Raw genomic sequence first — 22,109 nt, forward strand, 5'->3', positions numbered from 1 at the left:
GACCGGGGATTTCGCCGCGTTCAGGGAGTTGCGGACGACCTCGCGTAGGTGAGCACACCTCCGGGTCGACCGGGATTCCCGAGGGCACAGCCATCACGCACTGCGATTTGTCTGACGTTACTGGGGACCGGCACTGGCGCGACGGTGTGCGTGAGCACGCCGGGTGTGGCCGTGACTGGGCCTATTATCTGGGGGTTTGCTGTGTTCCCGTTGTCCTTCGCTCAGCGGCGGCTATGGTTTCTCGGCCAGTTGGAGGGGCCTGGGGCGACGTACAACGTGCCGTTCGGGTTGCGTTTTGTCGGGGGCCTGGACGTGGGGGCCCTGCAAGCGGCGCTGAACGACGTGGTGGAGCGGCACGAGGCGTTGCGCTGTGTTTTCCCGGAGCAGGACGGGGTGCCGCGGCAGGAGGTGCTGCGGCCGGACCAGGCGCGGGTCGAGTTGCGGCTGAGCGACGTGGCCGCTGATGAACTGCCGCGGGTGATGAGCGAGGTGGCGGCGCGTCCCTTTGACCTGGCGTGCGACGTTCCGGTGCGGGCGTACCTGTTCCGGCCGGCGCCCCAGGTGCACGTGCTGGTGCTGGTGATGCATCACATCGCATGCGACGGCTGGTCGCTGGCGCCGCTGACGCGGGATCTGGGACAGGCGTACCAGGCTCGGTGCCGGGGAACGGCGCCGGAGTGGGTGCCGTTGCCGGTGGAGTACAGCGATTACACGGTGTGGCACGAGGAGTTGGTGGCGCAGGTAGGGGCGGAACAGCTGGCGTACTGGCGCGAGACCCTGGCGGGGGCGCCACCGGAGCTGACGCTGCCGGTCGACCGGCCGTACCCGGCGGCGCCGACGCACCACGGCGGGCTGGCCCATTTCGCCCTCGACGCCGACCTGCACCGGGCGTTGACGCGGCTGGGGCAAGGGCAGGGCGCCAGCTTGTTCATGGTGCTGCAGGCCGGGCTGGCGGTCTGGTTGCAGCGGCATGGCGCGGGGGACGACGTCGTGGTCGGCACCGCGGTGGCGGGGCGTACCGATGAGGCGCTGGAGGATCTGGTCGGGTTCTTCGTGAACACCCTGGTGCTGCGGACCGACCTGTCGGGGGACCCGTCCTTCGTGGAGTTGCTGCGCCGGGTCCGTGAGACGGATCTGGGCGCGTACCGCAACCAGGACGTGCCGTTCGACCTGCTGGTGGAGGATCTGGCTCCCCACCGGTCGGCGTCCCGGCAGCCGTTGTTCCAGGTGATGCTGGTTCTGCAGTCGGACACGGTGGCCTGGCCGCAGACCGCTGACCTGGTCGTGTCCCGGGAACAGATCCGCACGGAGGTCGCGAAGTTCGACCTCGTGGTCAGCTTCAGCGAGGCGTTCGACGCCACCGGCGCGCCCGCGGGGATCACCGGCCAGATCGAGTACGCGACCGACATCTTCGACCAGACGACCGCGGACTCCCTCGCGGACCACCTGGTGCGTGTCCTGCGGCTGGCGGCCGCCGAACCGCAGTCCCCGGTCACCGGGATCGACCCGCTTTCCGACCGGGAACGACACACGACCCTGGTCGAGTGGAACGGCACCGAAGTCGAGGTACCCCGGCAGTGCGTCCACGAACTGTTCGAAGCCCAGGTGCGCCGCACCCCCACGGCCACCGCCGTGGTCTTCGAGGACACCGCGATCACCTACGGGGAACTCAACGCCCGCGCCAACCGCCTGGCGCACCACCTGATCGACCACGGGGTGGGCGCGGACGAGGTGGTGGGCGTCCACCTGGATCGCGGGGTGGAGCTGGTGGTCGCGGTGCTGGCCGTGCTCAAGGCCGGCGGCGCCTACACGATGCTGGACACCGGCTTCCCCGTCGACCGGCTGCTTTCGGTGGTCGAGGACGCCGGTGCCCGTGTGGTCATCGCCGACTCGGCACTCGCCGCTCGGGCTTCCTGGCCGGGTGTGAGCTTCGTCCGGGTGGACTCCTCGGCGGAGCGGATCGGGCAGCGGCCGGACTCCGATCCCGGAGTGGCCGGGTATCCGGAGTCGGTGGCGTGTGTGATGTTCACGTCGGGCTCGACAGGCCGGCCCAAGGGAGTGCTCACTCCCCACCGGGCCCTGGTGGGAACGTTCCTCGGCCAGGAGTACGTGGACCACGGGCCCCATCACGTGTGGCTGCAGACCTCACCGGTGTCGTGGGACGGATTCGCCGTGGAGCTGCTCGCGCCACTGCTCGCCGGTTCCACGGTCGTGCTGTACCCGGAACCGAAGTTGGACGTCCCCGGCATCGTCCGGGCGATCAACCGGCACGGCGTGACCGCCTTGCACGTGTCGGCCAGTCTCTTCAACCTTCTGGTCGAACATCAGCCGGAGGTCCTTCACCGGGTCGGTTACATCATGACGGCCGGCGAAGCCGCGTCCGTCGCACACGTGGCCGCGGCGCTGCGCGAGTCCCCGGGACTGCGGGTTCTCAACGGGTACGGCCCGGTCGAGAACATGGGGCTTTCCACGACCCACCCGGCCACGGGGCGCGATGTCGAGCGCGGGGTCGTCCCGGTGGGGCGGCCGTTGGTGAACAAGCAGGTGTTCGTGCTCGACGAACAGCTGCTTCCGGTGCCGGTGGGCGTCACGGGCGAGCTCTACGTCGCGGGTGCGGGCCTGGCCCGGGGTTACCTGGGCTGGCCGGGTATGACGGCCGAGCGCTTCGTCGCCTGTCCGTTCGGGGCGCCGGGAGAGCGGATGTACCGCACCGGTGATCTGGTCCGGTGGAACCACGACGGGCAGCTGGTGTTCGCGGGTCGTACCGATGACCAGGTGAAGGTGCGGGGTTTCCGTATCGAGCCGGGTGAGGTCGAGGCCGCGCTGGCGGCGCATCCGGAGGTCGGCCAGGTCGCGGTGCTGGTCCGTGAGGACCGGCCGGGTGACAGGCGTCTGGTCGCCTATGTGACGCCGGGGCAGGGTGGTGCGCCGGACGCGGCGGATCTGCGTGGCTTCGCGGCCCGGCGGCTGCCGGAGCACATGGTCCCGTCGGCGCTCGTGGTGCTGGACGCGTTGCCGTTGACACCGAACGGAAAGGTCGACCGGCGGGCGCTGCCCGTGCCGGAGTACGGTGGCGAGGGCACCTACCGGGCGCCGCGGACTCCTCAGGAGGAGATCCTCTGCGGGTTGTTCGCCGACGTGCTCGGTGTCGGCGACGTCGGCATCGAGGACGGCTTCTTCGACCTGGGCGGGCACTCGCTGCTCGCGATCCGGTTGATCAGCCGGATCCGCGCCGTACTGGGCGCGGAGCTGAGCATCCGGAACCTGTTCCAGGCTCCCACCGTGGCCGGCATCGCCGGCAACCTTGACACCGGCGGTACCCGGCCGGTCCTGGGACCGCGACCTCGTCCGGCCGTACTGCCGCTGTCCGCCGCGCAGCGCAGGCTGTGGTTCCTGGCCCGGATGGAGGGGCCGAGCGCGACGTACAACGCGCCGCTGAGCCTGCGGTTGCGAGGCGCGCTGGACACATCCGCGCTGCGGGCGGCGCTGTCCGACGTGGTGGGCCGGCACGAGGCCCTGCGCACGGTGTTTCCCGAGCAGGACGGTGAACCCTTCCAGCGGGTGCTCCCCGCCGCCGAGGCGGTACCGGAGCTGCACGTGCGGAACTGTGCCGACGAGGACGCGCTGGCCGCCGCGGTGAGACAGGCCGAGCACTGCGTCTTCGACCTGTCGGCCGAGCTGCCGGTCCGAGCGTTCTTGTTCGGCGTCGGCGCGCGGGAGCACGTACTCGTACTGGTGGTCCACCACATCGCCACCGACGGCTGGTCCCTGGCCCCGCTGATGCGTGACCTGGCGACTGCTTACGAGGCCCGGTGCGGAGGTGGTGAGCCCCGGTGGTCCGCCCTGCCGGTGCAGTACGCCGACTACACCCTGTGGCAGAAGGAACTGCTGGGCGCCGCCGAGGATCCCGGCAGTCGGATCGCCGAACAGGTGACCTACTGGGCCGGCGCGTTGGCGGGAGTGCCGGAGCAGCTGGAGCTGCGCTTCGACCGGCCGCGGCCGATCGAGGCCAGCCACCGGGGCGGACGCGTGGAATGGAGTCTCCCGCCGGAACTCCACGCGCGACTGAAGGAACTGGCCGCGGCCCATCACGTCACGTTGTTCATGGTGTTGCAGGCCGGACTGGCCGCGCTGCTGAGCAAGCTGGGCGCGGGGACGGATGTTCCGATCGGGACCTCGGTCGCCGGCCGCACCGATGTCGCTCTCGACGACCTGGTGGGATTCTTCGTCAACACCCTGGTGCTGCGCACCGACACCTCGGGCGACCCGACCTTCGCGGAGCTCCTTGACCGGGTCCGCGAGACCGACCTGGCCGCGTTCGCTCACCAGGACGTCCCCTTCGAACAACTGGTGGAGATTCTCAACCCGGCCAGGTCCACCGCCCACCACCCGCTGTTCCAGATCATGCTGGTGGTGCAGAACAACGACGAGGCCACCCTCGAACTGCCCGGCCTGGAGGTGACCGCCGAACCTCCCACCTACAGCGCCGAGAAGTTCGACCTCACCGCCGCCTTCGCCGAGACCCACGACGAGTCCGGGGCTCCCGCCGGGCTCACCGCGGTCTTCAGCTACGCCACGGACCTGTTCGACCAGGACACGATCGAGGCGATGGCCGCCCGGCTGGGCCGCCTGCTGGACGCCGTGACCGCCGATCCGAACCAGGTTCCCGGCCACCTCGACGTGCTCTCCGACCAGGAACGGCACAGGGTCCTGGTCGAGTGGAACGACACGGCGGTCGACCTTCCCCGGCAGTGCGTCCACGAACTGTTCGAAGCCCAGGTGCGCCGCACCCCCACGGCCACCGCCGTGGTCTTCGAGGACACCGCGATCACCTACGAGGAACTCAACGCCCGCGCCAACCGCCTGGCACACCACCTGATCGACCAGGGGGTGGGCGCGGAGGACTTCGTGGCCCTGGCACTCCCGCGCTCCATCGACCTCGTCGTCGCGGTCCTCGGCGTGCTGAAATCCGGCGGCGCCTACCTGCCCATCGACCTCGACCACCCGCAGGACCGCATCGACGACGTGATCGACGACGCGCGCCCGGTACTCACCCTGCACGAGCTACCCGACCTGACCGCCTACCCGGAGACCGACCCGGAGGGACCCGCGGAACCGGCCGCCCCGGCATACGTCATCTACACCTCCGGCTCCACCGGGAAGCCCAAGGGCGTCGTGATAGAACACGCCGCTCTGGGGGGCTATCTGCTCCGAGCGCGAGAGGTGTACCCCGACGCGGCCGGAACGGCGCTGGTGAACTCGTCCATCGCGTTCGACCTGACCGTCACCGCGCTCTACACACCCCTGGTGAGTGGGGGGCGCGTGATCCTGGCCGAACTGGACGAACACGCAGGGAAGGCCGGCCGTCCTTCGTTCATGAAGGTCACGCCGTCCCACCTCGCGATACTCGAGCACCTGCCGGAGGAAGTCTCCCCGTCCGGAACCCTGATCCTCGGCGGGGAGACGCTGACCGGCCATGCGCTGCGGAGGATACGCGCGGCGCATCCCGGACTCACCGTGGTCAACGCCTACGGTGCCACCGAAGCCACGGTGAACAGCACCGAGTTCCGCATCGCCCCGGGGCAGTCCCTCGGTCCGGGCGCGGTGCCGGTCGGTCGTCCGTTCTGGAACACGCGCGTCTATGTGCTGGACCAGTCGTTGCGGCCGGTGCCACCCGGCGTGGTGGGAGAGGTGTACCTGGCGGGTTCGGGGCTTGCCCGCGGCTACCTCCATCGGCCCGGCCTGACCGCTGGGCGGTTCGTCGCCAACCCCTGGGGTGACGGGGAGCGCATGTACCGCACCGGCGACCTCGGGCTGTGGAACCGGGACGGGCAGCTGGCCTACGTCGGCCGTACCGACAACCAGGTGAAGGTGCGGGGTTTCCGCATCGAGCTGGGCGAGGTCGAGGCCGCGCTGGCGGCGCATCCGGAGGTCGGCCGGGTCGCGGTGCTGGTCCGTGAGGACCGGCCGGGTGACAGGCGTCTGGTCGCCTATGTGACGCCGGGGCAGGGTGGTGCGCCGGACGCGGCGGATCTGCGTGGCTTCGCGGCCCGGCGGCTGCCGGAGCACATGGTCCCGTCGGCGCTCGTGGTGCTGGACGCGTTGCCGTTGACACCGAACGGGAAGCTCGACCGGCGGGCGCTGCCCGTGCCGGAGTACGGTGGCGAGGGCACCTACCGGGCGCCGCGGACTCCTCAGGAGGAGATCCTCTGCGGGTTGTTCGCCGACGTGCTCGGTGTCGGCGACGTCGGCATCGAGGACGGTTTCTTCGACCTGGGCGGGCACTCCCTGCTCGCGATCCGGTTGATCAGCCGGATCCGCGCCGTGCTGGGCGCGGAGCTGAGCATCCGGAACCTGTTCCAGGCGCCCACCGTGGCCGGCATCGCCGGCAACCTTGACACCGGCGGTACCCGGCCGGTCCTGGGACCGCGACCTCGTCCGGCCGTACTGCCGCTGTCCGCCGCGCAGCGCAGGCTGTGGTTCCTGGCCCAGATGGAGGGGCCCACCTACAACTCCCCGTTGGCCCTGCGGCTGTCGGGGCGGGTGGACGTCCCCGCGCTGCGGGCGGCGCTGTCCGACGTGGTGGGCCGGCACGAGGCCCTGCGCACGGTGTTTCCCGAGCAGGACGGTGAACCCTTCCAGCGGGTGCTCCCCGCCGCCGAGGCGGTACCGGAGCTGGAGGTCACCGCTGTCGATGAGCAGGGCCTGGACCAGGCCCTGGAGGCCGCGGCGGGCCACCAGTTCGACCTGGCGACCGATCTGCTGCTGCGGGCGTGGCTGTTCACCCTGGCCGAGGACGAGTCCGTGCTGCTGCTCCTGAAGCACCACATGGTCAGTGACGGCTGGTCGACGGGGCTGCTGATCGGAGACCTGTCGACGGCCTACGCCGCCCGCTGCCGGGAAGAGGTGCCCGCGTGGGAGCAACTCCCGGTCCACTACGCCGACTACGCGCTGTGGCAGCGTGAGATGCTCGGCGAGGAGGGCGACCCGGACAGCGTGCTGGAGCAGCAGTCCGCCTTCTGGCGCCAAGCCCTGGCCGGGGCACCGGAACTGCTGGAACTGCCCACCGACCGGCCCCGCCCAGCGGTGTCCGGCTACGGCGGTGCCGGCGTCTCCTTCACCGTCGACGCCGAGCTGCACACACGGCTCACCGAGGTGGCCAAGGCCCGCGGCTGCACCCTGTACATGGTCTTGCAGGCCGCGTTCGCCGCGCTGCTGACCCGTCTCGGCGCGGGCACGGACATTCCGATCGGATCGGCGGTGGCCGGGCGTGGGGACGACGCCCTCGACGGCCTGGTCGGCTTCTTCGTCAACACCCTCGTCCTGCGCACGGACACCTCCGGGGATCCCACGTTCGCCGAGCTGCTGGACCGGGTCCGCGAGACCGACCTGGCCGCCTACGCCCACCAGGACCTCCCCTTCGAACGGCTCGTCGAGATCCTCAACCCACCCCGCAGCCTGTCCCACCACCCCCTCTTCCAGGTCATGCTCGTCCTCCAGAACAACGACCAGCACGACACCTCCCTCCATGATCTGGAGGTCCGCGAGTGGCCGATCGCGCAGTCCGGCGCCAAGATCGATCTCGCCTTGACCGTGGGGGAGGCGCGGGGCGGCGGACTGGCCGGGACGCTGGAGTACGCCACCGACCTGTTCGACCGGGACACCGCGGAGAGCGTGTGCCGGTGGATGACCCGCATGCTCACCGCCCTCGCCCACGACCCCGAGGGCCGCGTCAGCGAGGCCGACATCCTCACCCCGCAGGAGCGGCGGCGGATGCTGGTGGAGTGGAACGACACCGACCGCGAGGTGCCCGCGGCCACGCTGCCGGACCTGTTCGAGGCCAGGGCGGCGGCGGTGCCGGACAACGTGGCGGTGGTCCACGAGGACACCGAGCTGACCTATGCCGAACTGAACGCCTGGGCCAACCGCCTCGCCCACCACCTGATCGACCGCGGCATCGGCCCCGAGGACGTGGTCGGGCTGGCGATGCCGCGGTCGGCGCGGATGATCGTGGCGTTGCTGGCGGTGCTCAAGGCGGGTGCGGCGTACTTGCCGATCGACACCGAGTATCCGTCCGAGCGGATCGCGTTCATGCTCGACGACGCCGCCCCCGTGTGTGTGATCACCACTGCGGGTACGGCACCCGGCCTGCCCGCCGGCACCGAGGCGCTGGCACTGGACGATCCCTCCGTCGAGACCCTCCTCGCCGCCCGGCCGAGCACCGACCCCGGCGACCGGGACCGTCGCGCACCGCTGTCCCTGGCCCATCCCGCCTACGTCATCTACACCTCGGGCTCCACCGGACGCCCCAAGGGTGTCACCGTCACCCACCGCGGCATCGCGAGCCTCGTCGCCAACCAGGCCGACCGCTACGACGTCGACCCCGACAGCAGGGTCCTCCAGTTCGCCTCCCTCAGCTTCGACGTGACCGTTTCCGAGTACTGCCTCTCGCTGCTGTCCGGGGCGCGGCTGATACTCCCTCCGGCGACGCTCTACGGAGACTCCCTCAGCGACTTCATGCGCGAGAACGAGGTCACTCACGCTCATATCCCTCCCGCGGTGCTGAGCAGCGTCCCCCACACGCGCTTGCCGGACCTGAGGGTGTTGGTCACGGGCAGCGAGGCGCTGTCGACCGAGCTGGTGGCACGCTGGGCGCCGGGCCGAAGGATGGTCAACGCGTACGGCCCGACGGAAGCGACCGTCGACGTGGCGTCCTGGATTTTCGAGGGGCTCACCGAGGGCGAGCAGGCGGACGACATTCCTATCGGCCGTCCGGTGGCCAACACGAGGGTGTTCGTGCTGGACGAGAAGCTGAGGCCGGTGCCGGTCGGAGTCGCGGGTGAGTTGTACGTCGCGGGTGCGGGGCTCGCTCGCGGGTATCTGAACCGGCCGGGGCTGACCGCGGGCCGCTTCGTGGCGAATCCGTTCGGTCCGGCGGGGTCGCGGATGTACCGCACCGGCGATCTGGTGCGGTGGCACGCGCAGGGCCGGCTGGCGTTCCTGGGGCGGGTGGACGACCAGGTGAAGGTGCGCGGGTTCCGCATCGAGCTGGGTGAGATCGAGTCGGTGCTGCTGAAGGACGCGGAGGTCGGCCAGGCGGTCGCGGTGGTCCGGGAGGACCGCCCCGGCGACAAGCGGATCGTCGCGTACGTGGTCGCGGCCGCCGGCACGGCGGTGGAACCGGCCGCGGTACGCGAGCGCGCCGCGGCGGTGCTGCCGGAGTACATGGTGCCTTCGGCGGTGGTCGTGCTGGAGGCGCTGCCGCTGACCGCGAACAGGAAGCTCGACCGCCGGCGGCTGCCCGCGCCGGACTACTCCACCGCCCACGGGCGGGCTCCGCGCACGGAACACGAGAAGGTGCTGTGCGCACTGTTCGCCGAGGTGCTCGGTGTCGAGGAGGTGTCCGTCGACGACGGGTTCTTCGACCTGGGCGGGCACTCTCTGCTCGCGACCCGTCTGCTCAGCCGCATCCGCGCGGTGCTGGACACCGAGATCTCCGTGCGCACGCTCTTCCAGGCTCCCACCGTGGCCGCCCTGAGCCGGCAACTGCGTCTCCCGCCCGCGGGTGACGCACTCAGCCCCGTCCTTCCGCTCCGCTCCACCGGAAGGCGTCTCCCCGTCTTCTGCGTGCACCCGGTCGGCGGTACGAGCTGGTGTTATTCCGGGCTGCTCCAGCACTTCGGACCGGACTATCCGTTGTACGGGATCCAGGCCCGCGGTCTGAACGACGAATCCCCCCTGCCTCAGTCCGTCGAGGAAATGGCGCGCGACTATGTCGACGAAATCCTCGCGATTCAGAAGGATGGTCCGTACCGCCTGGTCGGATGGTCTCTCGGCGGAACCACTGCCCATGCGATGGCGGTGGAACTGCAAAACCGCGGCTATGACGTCGAGTTTCTTGCTATGCTCGATTCTTCTCCGCACCCTGCTCCTCTGCGGGATGAATCCGCACGCCCCGAAGCCGTTCTCAAGGTAATCATGGAGGCCTTCGGGGCGGAGGCCGGGAGCCTGGGAGAACGCCCCAGCATGGACCAGGCCGTTGCGGTCATGCAGGAGAAGATGAGCACGCTGGGGTCTTTGGCGCAGGAGCAGGTGCAGAGAGTTCTTGAGGTAGCCCTGAACTCGGCTCGGGTCGGCAGCCTTCCTCGTTCGGTCGGCCGCATGTCCGGAGACCTGCACCTTTATTCCGCGGCCGGCGGCGATGAGCGGGGTTCAGCAGACGCCGCAGCACTGTGGGCGCCGTATTGCACCGGGCAGGTGCACGTATACGGAATCGACTGCGCACACGGGGAAATGATGGCCCCCGAACCGTTGTCGATCATCGCCAAAACCTTGGTGGCCAGAGTTTCCGAGCTGGAGGAGAAAAGGCATGACGAATCCGTTTGAGCGGGACGATATCGAATACTACGCCCTGGTGAACGAGGAGGGTCAGTACTCGCTGTGGCCCGCCACGATCGAGGTCCCCGCAGGGTGGAGTGTGACTCGCGGTCCGTCGGACAGGCAGTCGGTCGTGAACTTCATCGAAGAAACGTGGACGGACATGCGGCCCAAGAGCCTGGTCGACGCCATGAACAACCCGGCACGGTAGCCGAAATCCGAAGTGAACCGTTCGTATCAATCTCGCAGGGAGCATTCCGTGGGAAACCCGTCACCGCTGTCGAATCCTGAGATCATCCCGAACCCTTACCCCGTCTACGCGGACCTCGCGGAGCGGGAGCCGGTCCACTGGTGCGAGGGTTTGAACGCGTGGGCCGTATTGAGGCATGAGGACTGCGCGAGCGTGCTGCAGGACCCCCGGTTCAAGGCAGAACGCATGGAGGAGATCCTCAGCGGCAAGTTCGACGGTCGGACACTTCCGGCCGACAACATTTACCATCGGTTCACCAGCAACGTCATGATGTACACGGACGCTCCGCGTCACGGTGCGCTGAGGAAATCCACGCTCCCCGGCTTCACGCGGGCGGCCCACGAGCACTACAGCCAGGTCATCAAGCGTGTCGCCGACGAGCTGATAGCCGGCGTCCCGGACGATGCGAAGGTCATCGACGCCGTCGCCGAGCTGGCCGAGAAGCTTCCCGTGCACGCCGCTGTGCACGCCTTCGGAGTTCCCGAAGAGGACCTCGACGCCGTGGTGCCGAGCGTGAACAAGGTGATGACCTACTGGTCGGGGCCCCAGGAGCAGCCGGTGGAGCTCGACCACCTGCTCGAACACCTCACGGACCTGCACACCTACGCGCTCGAACTCGTTCAGGGGAAGCGGGGCGAGGTCGTTGCGGACACGGTCATCGCCCGTCTCGCGGCAGGACTCGCGGACCAGACCGAGGTCACGCCGGAGCAGACCGTGCATCAGCTGGTCCTTCTGCTGATCGCGCTGTTCGCGCCCACGACGCCGGGATCCCTCGGCAGCGGCACGCTCGCATTCGCGACGAACCCCGACCAGATCGCACGCTTTCTGGAGAACCCCGCGTGCGTCGACAACGTGGCGAACGAGGTGGTGCGCTACAACGCGTCGAACCAGTTCACGTGGCGCGTCGCGGCGACGGACGTGGAACTGCGCGGTGTCCGCGTCAAGGAGGGACAGCGGGTCGCTCTGTTCCTGGGGGCGGCGAACCGGGACCCCGGTGTTTTCGAGAACCCGGACAAGTTCGACCTCGACCGGAAGAACAGCGGCAAGAACCTGTCGTTCGGCTTCGGGCCGCACGCGTGTCTCGGCCGGCAGATCGCCAGCCTCGAGATCAGGTGGTTCTTCGTCGCCCTGTTCGAGCGTTTCCCGATGATCCGGCTGGCGGGCAAGCCCGACTGGAACAGCAACCTCGAGTTCCGGTCGCTGCGGTCCCTTCCCTTGAGCCTGGGCTGACGAGCCCCGAGGAAGCCCATGGACACCGAACCGCTCCTGGCGAGCGCTCCTGACCGTCACGTCCGCTTCGTCGGGGCCGGCGGTACCGCCGACCCCGACGAAGCGGAGGAGTTCCTCCGTCAGTTCCACGCCGAGCAGCCTGAGCAGCCTGTCCCCTTCGCGGCGCGTCTGGGGCAGGTCGTCGCCGAGATCGATACCACGGGCACCTACCGGCACACCTCCGAGGAGCTGGCCTTCGGCGCCCGGGTGGCCTGGCGCAACTCCAGCCGCTGCATCGGCCGGGCCTACTGGAACAGTCTTCGCGTGGTGGACCGGCGGGACGCGACGACGCCCGAGGACATTCACCGAGACCTCTGCGAGCACCTGCGCCAGGCGACGAACGCCGGACGCATCCGCCCGGTCATCTCGATCTTTGCCCCGGACACCCCCGAGCGGCCTGCCCCCAGAGTGTGGAACGACCAGCTCATCAGGTACGCGGGCTACCGCCGGCAGGACGGGACCGTCCTCGGTGACGCGGCGTACGTCGACTTCACCGACGTCGTCCGCGAGTTGGGCTGGTCGGCCCCCCAAGGTCCCTTCGACGTGTTGCCGTTGGTCATCGAGACCGCGGACGACAAGCCACAGCTCTTCGAGCTGCCGTCCGACCTGATCCGCGAAGTGCCCATCACCCACCCGGACCATCCGCAGATCGCCTCCCTGGCGTTGCGCTGGTACGCGGTGCCGGCGATCTCCAACATGCGCCTGCGCATCGGAGGAGTCGACTACCCCCTGGCCCCGTTCAACGGCTGGTACATGGGCACGGAGATCGGCGCGCGCAACCTGGTCGACAAGGACCGGTTCAACCTGTTGCCGACCATCGCCGAATGCCTCGGCCTGGACACCAGCAGCGAAACCACCCTGTGGCGTGATCGCGCGCTGGTCGAGCTCAACGTCGCCGTACTGCACTCCTTCACCGCCGCTGGTGTCACGATCAGCGACCACCACACCGAATCCCGCCTCTTCCTCCACCACCTGGCCCGGGAAGAGCGGAACGGCCGCACGGTGTCCGCGGACTGGAGCTGGATCGTTCCCCCGATCTCCGGCGGCATCACGCCTGTCTTCCACCGCTACTACGACGAGATCGAGCAGCGCCCCAATTTCTACCTCGACGACGAGGCTCGGGCCCGCGGTCGGGGGCAATGCCCGCACGCGCACTGACCACCACGGCAATCAGGAGGACAGCAATGATCGAGGCCCAGCAGGCCCGCTCGTGGAAGGTAGCGGCACAGCTCTACAACTCGGCCGTGGCCGCCTCGGCCATCGCAGCCGCCTGGGAGCTGGGCGCGCTGGACGAGCTGCGCGACAAGGGGGTACTGGACGCCCACGAGTTCGCGGCCCGCAACGACCTGGACCCGGTGTCGACCCTCGCGATGTTCAGGGCGCTGGCCGCGGTGAAGATCGTGGAACGGGACGGCACGAGGGTGACCCCCGCGGCGGACTTCGCCGAGATCCAGCAGACACGATCGTTCTTCCACTGGCTCTCCAGGGGAAGCGCGGAGTTGTTCCGCCGGATGCCGCTGGTGCTCCAGAACCAGAACCGCGGGGGCGACCTCGATCCGCGAGACCCGGCGGCGGTCGCCTATGCGTGCCGCGAGATCAACGCCCTCACCTACGACCCCTGGTTCTGGTCGGCCGTCGACGGGATCGACTTCGATCCCACCATGATCGCCGACCTGGGATGCGGCAGCGGCGATCGGCTCATCAAGATGCTGCAACGCCATCCGGGGGCCAACGGGATCGGCATCGACATCGCCGCCGACTCGCTGAAGGTGGCCGAGTCGGACGCCGTCGGTGCCGGGCTGGCCGACCGTCTGACGTTCGTCACCGCCGACGTGCGGACCATGGACGGGCGTCCCGAGTTCACCGAGGTCGAACTGCTGACGTGCTTCATGATGGGGCACGACTTCTGGCCGAGGGAACGCTGCGTCGCCACCCTCGCCCGCATTCGTGAGCTGTTCCCCGACGTCAGGCGCTTCCTGCTCGGCGACGCGACGAGGACGGTCGGCACCCCCGACCACGAGCTTCCCGTCTTCACCCTCGGCTTCGAGGTGGCCCACGACATGATGGGCACATTCCTCCCCACCGTCGCCGACTGGGAGTCCGCGTTCGCGGAAAGCGGTTGGGGACTGCGGCACAAGCATGTGATCGACATGACGGTCGGAGAGGTCATCTTCGAGCTCGAACCCGCGTGACCTGACTGGCGCAGCCAGTTCGACGCACGCCGCACACCGTCAGACAACCACGCTCCGAGAAGGTGGCAAGATGCCAGATCCGCACGACGCAAGGCCCCTGCCGGTGACGGTTGCCCAAGAGGGTCTGTTGTTTCATGCGGAGGCCGAGCGGGACCTACGTGGCCTCGACACCACGCAGGTCGTGCTCACCGTGGACGGCCGCCTCGACCCGGGGGAGCTCCACGCCCGCGCCGGCCGGATCGCCGGGGTCCGTCCCGGGCTGTTCGCCCGCTTCGACCGCGACGCCACGGGCGGCGCGGTGCGTGTCGCCCGCCCTGAGGCCCGGCTGCCACTGGTTCGGCGACACGTCTCGGTGGGCGCCGAGGCCGACGCGACGGTCCAGCGGGTGGCGGACGAGGAATGGGAACGCGATTTCGACCCCACGGGTGACGAACCTCTGCTGCGGCTGGTGGTCGTCACGACGGGGCAGGGCTCGCGTCACCACCTCGTCCTCACCGGCCATCGCGCGGTGCTCACCCTCCAGGCCGCCTACGACGTCCTCGCCGCCATGCTCGGCGGGGACCTGCCGGACGGGGCGCACGGAACGTCGCGGGGGACGGCGGAGGCAGGACGGCCGTCGCAGGCCGACACACACATCGCGTGGCGGGAAGCGCTGCGCGGCCTCGACGAACCCTGTCTCCTCGGCCACTCGGCCGCGACCGTCCCGAACGGAGGGCCGCGGCGACGCCTCGAGTCGCTGTCCGTGCCCGTACCACCCGGTCTCGGCTCGCTTCCCGGCCGTCTCGGCGTCACACCCGAAGCGCTCTACCAGGCCGTCTGGGCCTTGGTGTGCATGAAACTGAAGAACCGCCGGGAAGCGGTCCTCGGCGACGCCGACGACCTTCCCGTCCGGATCGCGGCCGCGCCGCACGACACGTTCGCGGACGTCGTCCGGCGCGCCGACGCACGCAACGGGCTCCTGGCCGTCCACCGCCACGCGGCCGCCGCGACGCTGGAGGACGCGTCGGGGCTCGCGGGCGCCGTCTTCGACACCGCGGTCGTCGTCGACTCCCGTCGCTGGGATCCCGCTTCGCTCGGTCTCGGCGAGGCGCGGGGCGACGAGCCCGCCGGCCTGGCCGTGACCGGCGTACGGCTGCGCGACACCACGCACCACGCCGCCACGCTCGTCGTGCGGACCGCCCACGACGGCGAGCCCAGCGTCGAACTGGTCCACCGGGCCGACCGGCTGGCGGCCGGCACGGCCCGTACCGCTGCCGACCTGCTCACCCGCGCCCTGGCCGTGGTGGCCACCGAACCAGAAGTGCGAGTCGGCGCCATCGACTGGCTCGGCGAATCCCTGCGCCACAGCCTGCTCGTCGACTACAACGACACCGCCGCGCCGCTTCCGCGGGCGCCGCTGCACGACCTGTTCGGCGAGCAGCGGGCCCGGACGCCGGACGCCGTCGCCGTCGTCTGCGAGGGACGCGCGCTCACCTACGCCGACCTGGACGCGGCCTCCAATCGGCTCGCCCACCTCGTCATCGGCCTCGGAGTGAGGCCGGGTGACAACGTGGCCCTCTACATGGGCCGCTCCGCCGAACTGATCGTCGCCGAGCTGGCCGTGCTCAAGGCGGGCGCGGCGTATGTGCCGCTCGACCCGCGCCAGCCCGCGCAGCGACTCGCCTGGATCGTCGCGGACGCCGGAGCAACACTGCTGCTCACGGACCGCCACCCGGCCGACCTGCCTTTCACCTGCGACATCCCGCTGGCTCGCATCCCGGCGGGCGAGGACGCGGCCCTTGCGGGCGACCCTGGCGCACCGGACGTCGACGTGCATCCGGACCAGTTGGCGTACGTGATGTACACCTCGGGCTCCACCGGTACGCCCAAGGGCGTCGCCAACACGCACCGCAACGTGGCCGAGCTGGCCCTCGACCCCTGCTGGGACGCGGCGCGGCACCACCGGGTGCTCGCCTACTCGCCGCCTGCTTTCGACTCCTCGACCTACGAGATGTGGGTGCCGCTGCTGCACGGCGGCGGTCTGACGGTCCTGACCGGCGACAAGATCGACCTCGGCGATCTGGCCGGAGCCGTGGCGGAGCACGGCATCACCGCCCTCTATCTGACCACCGCCCTGTTCGACGCCATGGCACAGGAGCACGTCGAGGCCCTCGCCGCGGTGAGTGAGATCTGGACCGGCGGCGACGTGCTGTCGACCGCGGCGCTCCGCCGGGTCCTCGACGCCTGCCCGGACACCACCGTCGTCCACGTCTACGGTCCGACGGAGACGACGGTCTTCTGCAGCTACCAGACCTTCGAACCTCGGACCCGCCCGGTCGCGGCGCTCCACCTGGGCCGTCCCATGGCCAACACCGCGCTCTACGTCCTCGACGAGTTCCTCGCCCCCGCTCCCCCCGGCGTCGTCGGGGAGTTGTACGTGGCGGGGTCGCATCTGGCGAGGGGGTATGTGGGGCGTGCGGGTCTGACCGCGGAGCGGTTCGTCGCCGATCCGTTCGGTGGGGCGGGGCGGCGTATGTACCGGACGGGTGACCTGGCGCGGTGGGGCCGGGACGGAGTGGTGGAGTTCGTGGGGCGGGCCGACGCGCAGGTGAAGCTGCGGGGGTTCCGGATCGAGCCCGGTGAGGTCGAGACGGTGGTGCTGCGTGACGGGGCGGTGGCCCAGGCCGTGGTCGTGGTGCGTGAGGACCGGCCGGGGGACAAGCGTCTGGTGGCGTATGTGGTGCCGGGTGAGGGCGGCGATGTCGATGTGGAGGCGCTTCGGCGTTCGGTCTCGGCGGTGTTGCCGGAGTTCATGGTGCCGTCCGCGTTCGTCGTGCTCGGTGCCCTGCCGCTCACGGTCAACGGCAAGGTCGACCGGGCGGCGTTGCCCGCGCCGGAGTTCGGCGGCGGAGGCGGCCGTGCTCCCCGTGACCCGGTCGAGGAGATCCTGTGCGGTCTCTTCGCGGACGTACTGGACCTGGAGCGCGTCGGTATCGACGACAACTTCTTCGAACTCGGCGGCCACTCCCTGTCCGCGACCAGACTCGTCAGCCGGATACGGGCGGCGTTCGGTGTCGAGGTGACGGTGCGGGAGGTCTTCGGCTGCCCGTCGGTCGCGCGGATGGCGGGTTCGGTCGCGGTGGGCGAGTCGGCCGGGCGGCCGGCGCTGGCACCGGTGGTACCCCGTCCGGACGTCCTGCCGTTGTCCTTCGCACAGCAGCGGTTGTGGTTCCTGGCGCAGCTGGAGGGCGGCTCGGCGACCTACGACATCCCGTTGGCGATCCGGCTGCGCGGGGGCGTGGACCGGATGGCGCTGGCGGCCGCGCTGGTCGATCTGGTGGGGCGCCACGAGAGTCTGCGGACCGTGTTCCCCGTGGGCGAGACCGGCCCGGTCCAGCGGGTGCTGGCGCCTGCCGAGGTGGAGCTGGACCTTCGTGTCGTGGTGACGTCCGAGGCCGAGTCGGGGGCGGTGCTGCGGGAGTTGGCGCGGCACGAGTTCGACCTGGCGCGGGAGGTGCCGGTGCGGGCCACGTTGGTGGAAACCGGTCCGGACGCGTGCGTGTTGTCGCTGGTGGTGCATCACATCGCTTCCGACGGGTGGTCGAACACGCCGCTGCTGCGGGATCTGGCGACGGCCTACGCGGCACGGGTGGAGGGGCGGGCGCCGGACTGGGCGCCGCTGCCGGTGCAGTACGCCGACTATGCGTTGTGGCAACGGGAAGTGCTCGGCGACGCCGGGGATCCCGGCAGCGCGATGGCACGTCAGACGGCCTTCTGGCGGGACGCGCTGGCCGGTCTGCCGCTGGACGCGACACTGCCGGCCGACCGGCCCCGGCCGCCGGTGGCGACCTACCGGGGCGGCCGCGTCGACCTGCGCGTCGATGCCGCCGTGCACGAACGGCTGGTGCGGTTGTGCCGCACATGCGACGCCTCGTTGTTCATGGCCGTCCAGGCGGCCACCGCCGCGGTGCTCACCGTCAGCGGCGCCGGGACCGACATTCCGCTCGGCTCACCGGTCGCCGGCCGGCACGACGTCGTCCTGGACGAGCTGGTGGGGTTCTTCGTCAACACGCTGGTGCTGCGCACCGACACCAGCGGTGATCCCAGCTTCCGGCAGCTGCTGGCCCGGGTCCGGGAAACCGACCTGGCCGCCTGGGCCCACCAGGACCTGCCGTTCGACCGCCTCGTCGAGGAACTGAGGCCGGAACGCTCCGCCTCCCGCCACCCCCTCTTCCAGACCATGCTCACCCTCGCCGACGCGGTCATCCCCGGACCGGCGATGCCGGGCCTGGCCTCGGACGCGGAGGAGACCCCCGCCGGCGTGGCCCGGTTCGACCTGACGGTCAACTTCCGCGAGCACCGGCTGGAGGCGGGGCGGCCCGGTGGTCTGGATCTGAGCATCGACTACGCCACCGACATCTTCGACGAAGCCACCGTTCGCGCGTTCGGTGAACGACTCGTGCGGTTCGTGGCCGGTGTGGTGGAGACGCCGGACCGGTCGATCGGCGACATCGATGTGCTCACTCCCGGCGAACGGCGGTGGCTGTCGGGGGCCGGCAAGGGTGAGCTTCCGGCCGGGACGACGGCGTCCTTGCCGGAGGTCGTCCGGGCGCACGCCGTTGACCGGCCCCACGCGCCCGCCGTCGTGTGCGGTGAGCGCGTGCTGACGTTCGCCGAGTTCGAGGAGCAGGCGAACCGTCTGGCCCGGCGGCTCGTCGCGGCCGGGGTCGGTCCCGAGACCCGGGTCGCCCTGTTCCAGGACCGGAGCGCCGAGGTGCTGGTGTCGATGCTGGCGGTGCTGAAGGCCGGTGGGGCTTATGTCCCCCTGGACACCCGGTACCCGAGGGCCCGGATCGAGGAGATCCTGCGGCAGGCATCGGCGTCGATGGTGCTGACCGCTGGTGAGGTGTCCGGCTCGGAGCTGCCGGACCGGGTACCGGTGGTGCGGGTGCCACCGTTGGAACGGTGGCGGCCGGGTGACTCCGTGACGCCACCGCCGGACGTGCGGGTGCATCCCGACCAGCTCGCTTATGTGATGTTCACGTCCGGGTCGACGGGAGTGCCGAAGGGGTCGGCCAACACGCACCGCAACATCGCCGAGTTGGTGCGGGACGAGGTGTTCGGCAACGGCGTGGCCGACCGGATGCTCCAGTATTCGTCGTTGGCCTTCGACGCGTCGACCATCGAGATATGGGGTCCGCTGCTGCGGGGCGGGTGCGTGGAGGTGGCGCCACCCGGGGTGCTGGACTCGACCGCGCTGGGCCGGTTGCTGACCGAGCGCAAGGTGCCGGCGCTGTTCTTGACCGCGGGCCTGTTCCACGTGCTCGCCGAGGAGAACCCGCAGGGCTTCCGCGAGGTCCGGGAGGTGTGGGCGGGCGGGGACGTGGTGTCCGCGGAGGCGGTGCGCCGGGTGCTCGCCCACTGCCCGGACATCACCGTCCACAACGGTTACGGCCCGACCGAGACCACCGTTTTCGTCGCGGTGCACCGGGTGGACAGGACGACGGGGCATTCGGGGGCGCTGCCCATCGGAACCCCGCTCGCCCATACCGGTATCTACGTCCTGGACGAGGCCCTGCGCCTTGTCCCGCCGGGCGTCGTCGGGGAGTTGTACGTGGCGGGGTCGCATCTGGCGAGGGGGTATGTGGGGCGTGCGGGTCTGACCGCGGAGCGGTTCGTCGCCGATCCGTTCGGTGGGGCGGGGCGGCGTATGTACCGGACGGGTGACCTGGCGCGGTGGGGCCGGGACGGAGTGGTGGAGTTCGTGGGGCGGGCCGACGCGCAGGTGAAGCTGCGGGGGTTCCGGATCGAGCCCGGTGAGGTCGAGGCGGTGGTGCTGCGTGACGGGGCGGTGGCCCAGGCCGTGGTCGTGGTGCGTGAGGACCGGCCGGGGGACAAGCGTCTGGTGGCGTATGTGGTGCCGGGTGAGGGCGGCGATGTCGATGTGGAGGTGCTTCGGCGTTCGGTCTCGGCGGTGTTGCCGGAGTTCATGGTGCCGTCCGCGTTCGTCGTGCTCGGTGCCCTGCCGCTCACGGTCAACGGCAAGGTCGACCGGGCGGCGTTGCCCGCGCCGGAGTTCGGCGGCGGAGGCGGCCGTGCTCCCCGTGACCCGGTCGAGGAGATCCTGTGCGGTCTCTTCGCGGACGTACTGGACCTGGAGCGCGTCGGTATCGACGACAACTTCTTCGAACTCGGCGGCCACTCCCTGTCCGCGACCAGACTCGTCGGCCGGATACGGACAGCCTTGGACGTCGACCTTTCCCTCGCGGATCTGTTCGAAGGGCCGACGGTGATCCGGCTGGCCGGCCGGCTCGACGAGACGAGGCGCGCGAACGCCACCGCCCGGCCCAGGCTGCGGCCCCGTGGGCAGCGATGAGCCACCTCCACCACGACGGACGCACGAGTGCCCGCGGGACCGGCCCCCGGAGGGCCTGCGGAGCCGACCACCCGGGACGGTGCCCGTGACGGGGGGATCGTTCGCACCGTTGACGAACGCGGCTTTCCGCTGGTTGCTCAGTGCCCGCGTGACGACCATGACCGGCAACGCGATGGCGCAGATCGCGCTCGTGTTCGCCGTGCGGGACGTGACCGGGTCGGTCACGACGCTCGGTGTCGTCGTGGCGGCACGCTCGATCGCGAACTTGGTGTTCCTGCTGTGGGGCGGCGTCGTGGCGGACCGGCTGCCCCGCCAGTTCGTGCTCGTGGGGTCGTCCGCGGTGTCGACGGTCAGCCAGGGGCTCCTGGCCGTCCTGGTGCTGACCGGGACGGTGTCCGTGCCGGCGTTCGTGGTGCTGGCGGCCGTGAACGGCATGTCGAGCGCCTTCTCCTTCCCCGCCTCCTCGGCGCTCGTGCCGCAGACGGTGTCCGCCGAGCAGCGGCAGCGCGCCAACGCGTTGCTGCGCCTCGGGACGAACTCGTCGATGATCGCGGGCGCGTCGCTGGGCGGCCTGCTGATCGCGTTCGCCGGCCCCGGCTGGGGCCTCGCGGTGGACGCGCTGTCGTTCGCGCTGTCGGGCCTGTGCTTCTCGTTCGTGCGGGTACCGGCGGCCGGGGTCGCCGCCGAGCGCAGACCGGGCGTGCTGTCCGAGCTGCGGACCGGCTGGACGGAGTTCGTCTCGCGGACCTGGGTCTGGGTCGTGGTCGTGGCCTTCTTCTTCGTCAACGCGGCGCACGCGGGCGGCACCATGGTCCTCGGCCCGGTCATCGCGGACACCGTGATCGGGCGCGAGGCGTGGGGCTTCGTGCTGGCCGCGCAGACCGCGGGCATGGTCGCCGGCGCCTTCGTCGCGCTGCGGATCAGGGTGCGCAGACTGCTTCTGCTCGGCGTGGCGTGCGTGGCGGCGTTCGCGGGCCTGCCGTTGGCACTCGCCGTGTACCCGGAGCCCTGGCTGCTCATGACCACCGCCTTCGTGGCCGGGCTGTGCCTTGAGCAGTACGGCGTGGCGTGGGAGACGTCGTTGCAGCACCACGTGCCGGAGGACCGGCTCGCACGGGTCTACTCCTACGACATGCTCGGGTCGATCGCGGCGGTTCCGCTGGCCCAGCTCGTGGTCGGCCCGGTGTCGGGGGCCGCGGGGATCACCGCGACCCTGCTCGGCTGCGCGGCGATCCACGTGGTCGCGACGGCCGCGATGGTCGCCTCGCGGTCGGTGCGCGCGGTGGAGAACGTCCCCTCGGTGCGCTGACGCGGCCCGTCGGGGAGCGCTGCGGGGGAGGTTCCGCTTCACCGTCCGAGTGCCGTTCCGGGCTCCCGGTCGACGCGGTGCGGGCGAGGGGGCCGCGGGGATCCGGTACGGCCGTTCCGCCCCGCCGTCAGGGTGGGCGCGAGTCCGCTACCAGGTGAAGGCGGACGCCCTCCCGGCACCGGAGATCACGGAGCCGCGCGCATGAGCGAACGGGCCCGGTGCGCCACCCGCGCCGAGATGTGCGAGGCCGTCGCCGAGGCGAGCGACGCGGCGCGGGCCGCCCACGCCTCCCGGGCGGACTTCTCCGCCGGCCGCGCTCGGCCGCTGTCTGCCGGGCGAGGCGGGACTGGCGGGGCG

Annotated in this window: 7 protein-coding genes; all 7 read left to right on the forward strand. The window is 70.6% G+C overall.

The window, feature by feature from the left end; genetic code table 11:
• Positions 1-144: 144 nt before the first annotated feature.
• The 7 genes from QSK45_RS22190 to QSK45_RS22220 all read left to right on the forward strand — a co-directional run bounded on the left by QSK45_RS22190 (position 145) and on the right by QSK45_RS22220 (position 21,752).
• Positions 145-10,386: a non-ribosomal peptide synthetase gene (locus QSK45_RS22190; RefSeq protein WP_490993600.1), complete on the forward strand. Its 10,242-nt coding sequence runs from the start codon at positions 145-147 to the stop codon at positions 10,384-10,386.
• Complete coding sequence (locus QSK45_RS22195; RefSeq protein ID WP_285559524.1) at positions 10,370-10,588, forward strand: MbtH family protein; 219 nt, start codon at positions 10,370-10,372, stop codon at positions 10,586-10,588. The genes QSK45_RS22190 and QSK45_RS22195 overlap by 17 nt, the downstream gene beginning before the upstream one ends.
• 12 nt (positions 10,589-10,600) lie before the next feature.
• The gene (txtE, locus tag QSK45_RS22200; RefSeq protein ID WP_285559526.1) at positions 10,601-11,857 is read left to right on the forward strand and encodes a 4-nitrotryptophan synthase; all 1,257 of its coding nucleotides are present in this window, start codon (positions 10,601-10,603) and stop codon (positions 11,855-11,857) included.
• 18 nt (positions 11,858-11,875) lie between these two features.
• Positions 11,876-13,054 carry a nitric oxide synthase oxygenase gene (locus QSK45_RS22205; protein WP_285559528.1) on the forward strand — a complete coding sequence of 393 codons (1,179 nt, stop codon included), beginning with the start codon at positions 11,876-11,878 and terminating at the stop codon, positions 13,052-13,054.
• A gap of 26 nt (positions 13,055-13,080) precedes the next feature.
• Positions 13,081-14,088 (forward strand): class I SAM-dependent methyltransferase, encoded by a 1,008-nt coding sequence (locus QSK45_RS22210; protein ID WP_285559530.1) that lies wholly within the window; start codon positions 13,081-13,083, stop codon positions 14,086-14,088.
• A 127-nt stretch (positions 14,089-14,215) separates the two neighbouring features.
• Positions 14,216-20,443 carry a non-ribosomal peptide synthetase gene (locus tag QSK45_RS22215; protein ID WP_285559532.1) on the forward strand — a complete coding sequence of 2,076 codons (6,228 nt, stop codon included), beginning with the start codon at positions 14,216-14,218 and terminating at the stop codon, positions 20,441-20,443.
• A gap of 85 nt (positions 20,444-20,528) precedes the next feature.
• Complete coding sequence (locus QSK45_RS22220) at positions 20,529-21,752, forward strand: MFS transporter (protein WP_285559533.1); 1,224 nt, start codon at positions 20,529-20,531, stop codon at positions 21,750-21,752.
• The last annotated feature ends 357 nt before the right edge of the window (positions 21,753-22,109 follow it).

Origin of the sequence: Streptomyces hygroscopicus subsp. hygroscopicus (genome assembly GCF_030269125.1) — a bacterium.
Taxonomy (GTDB): Bacteria; Actinomycetota; Actinomycetes; order Streptomycetales; family Streptomycetaceae; genus Streptomyces; species Streptomyces hygroscopicus_C.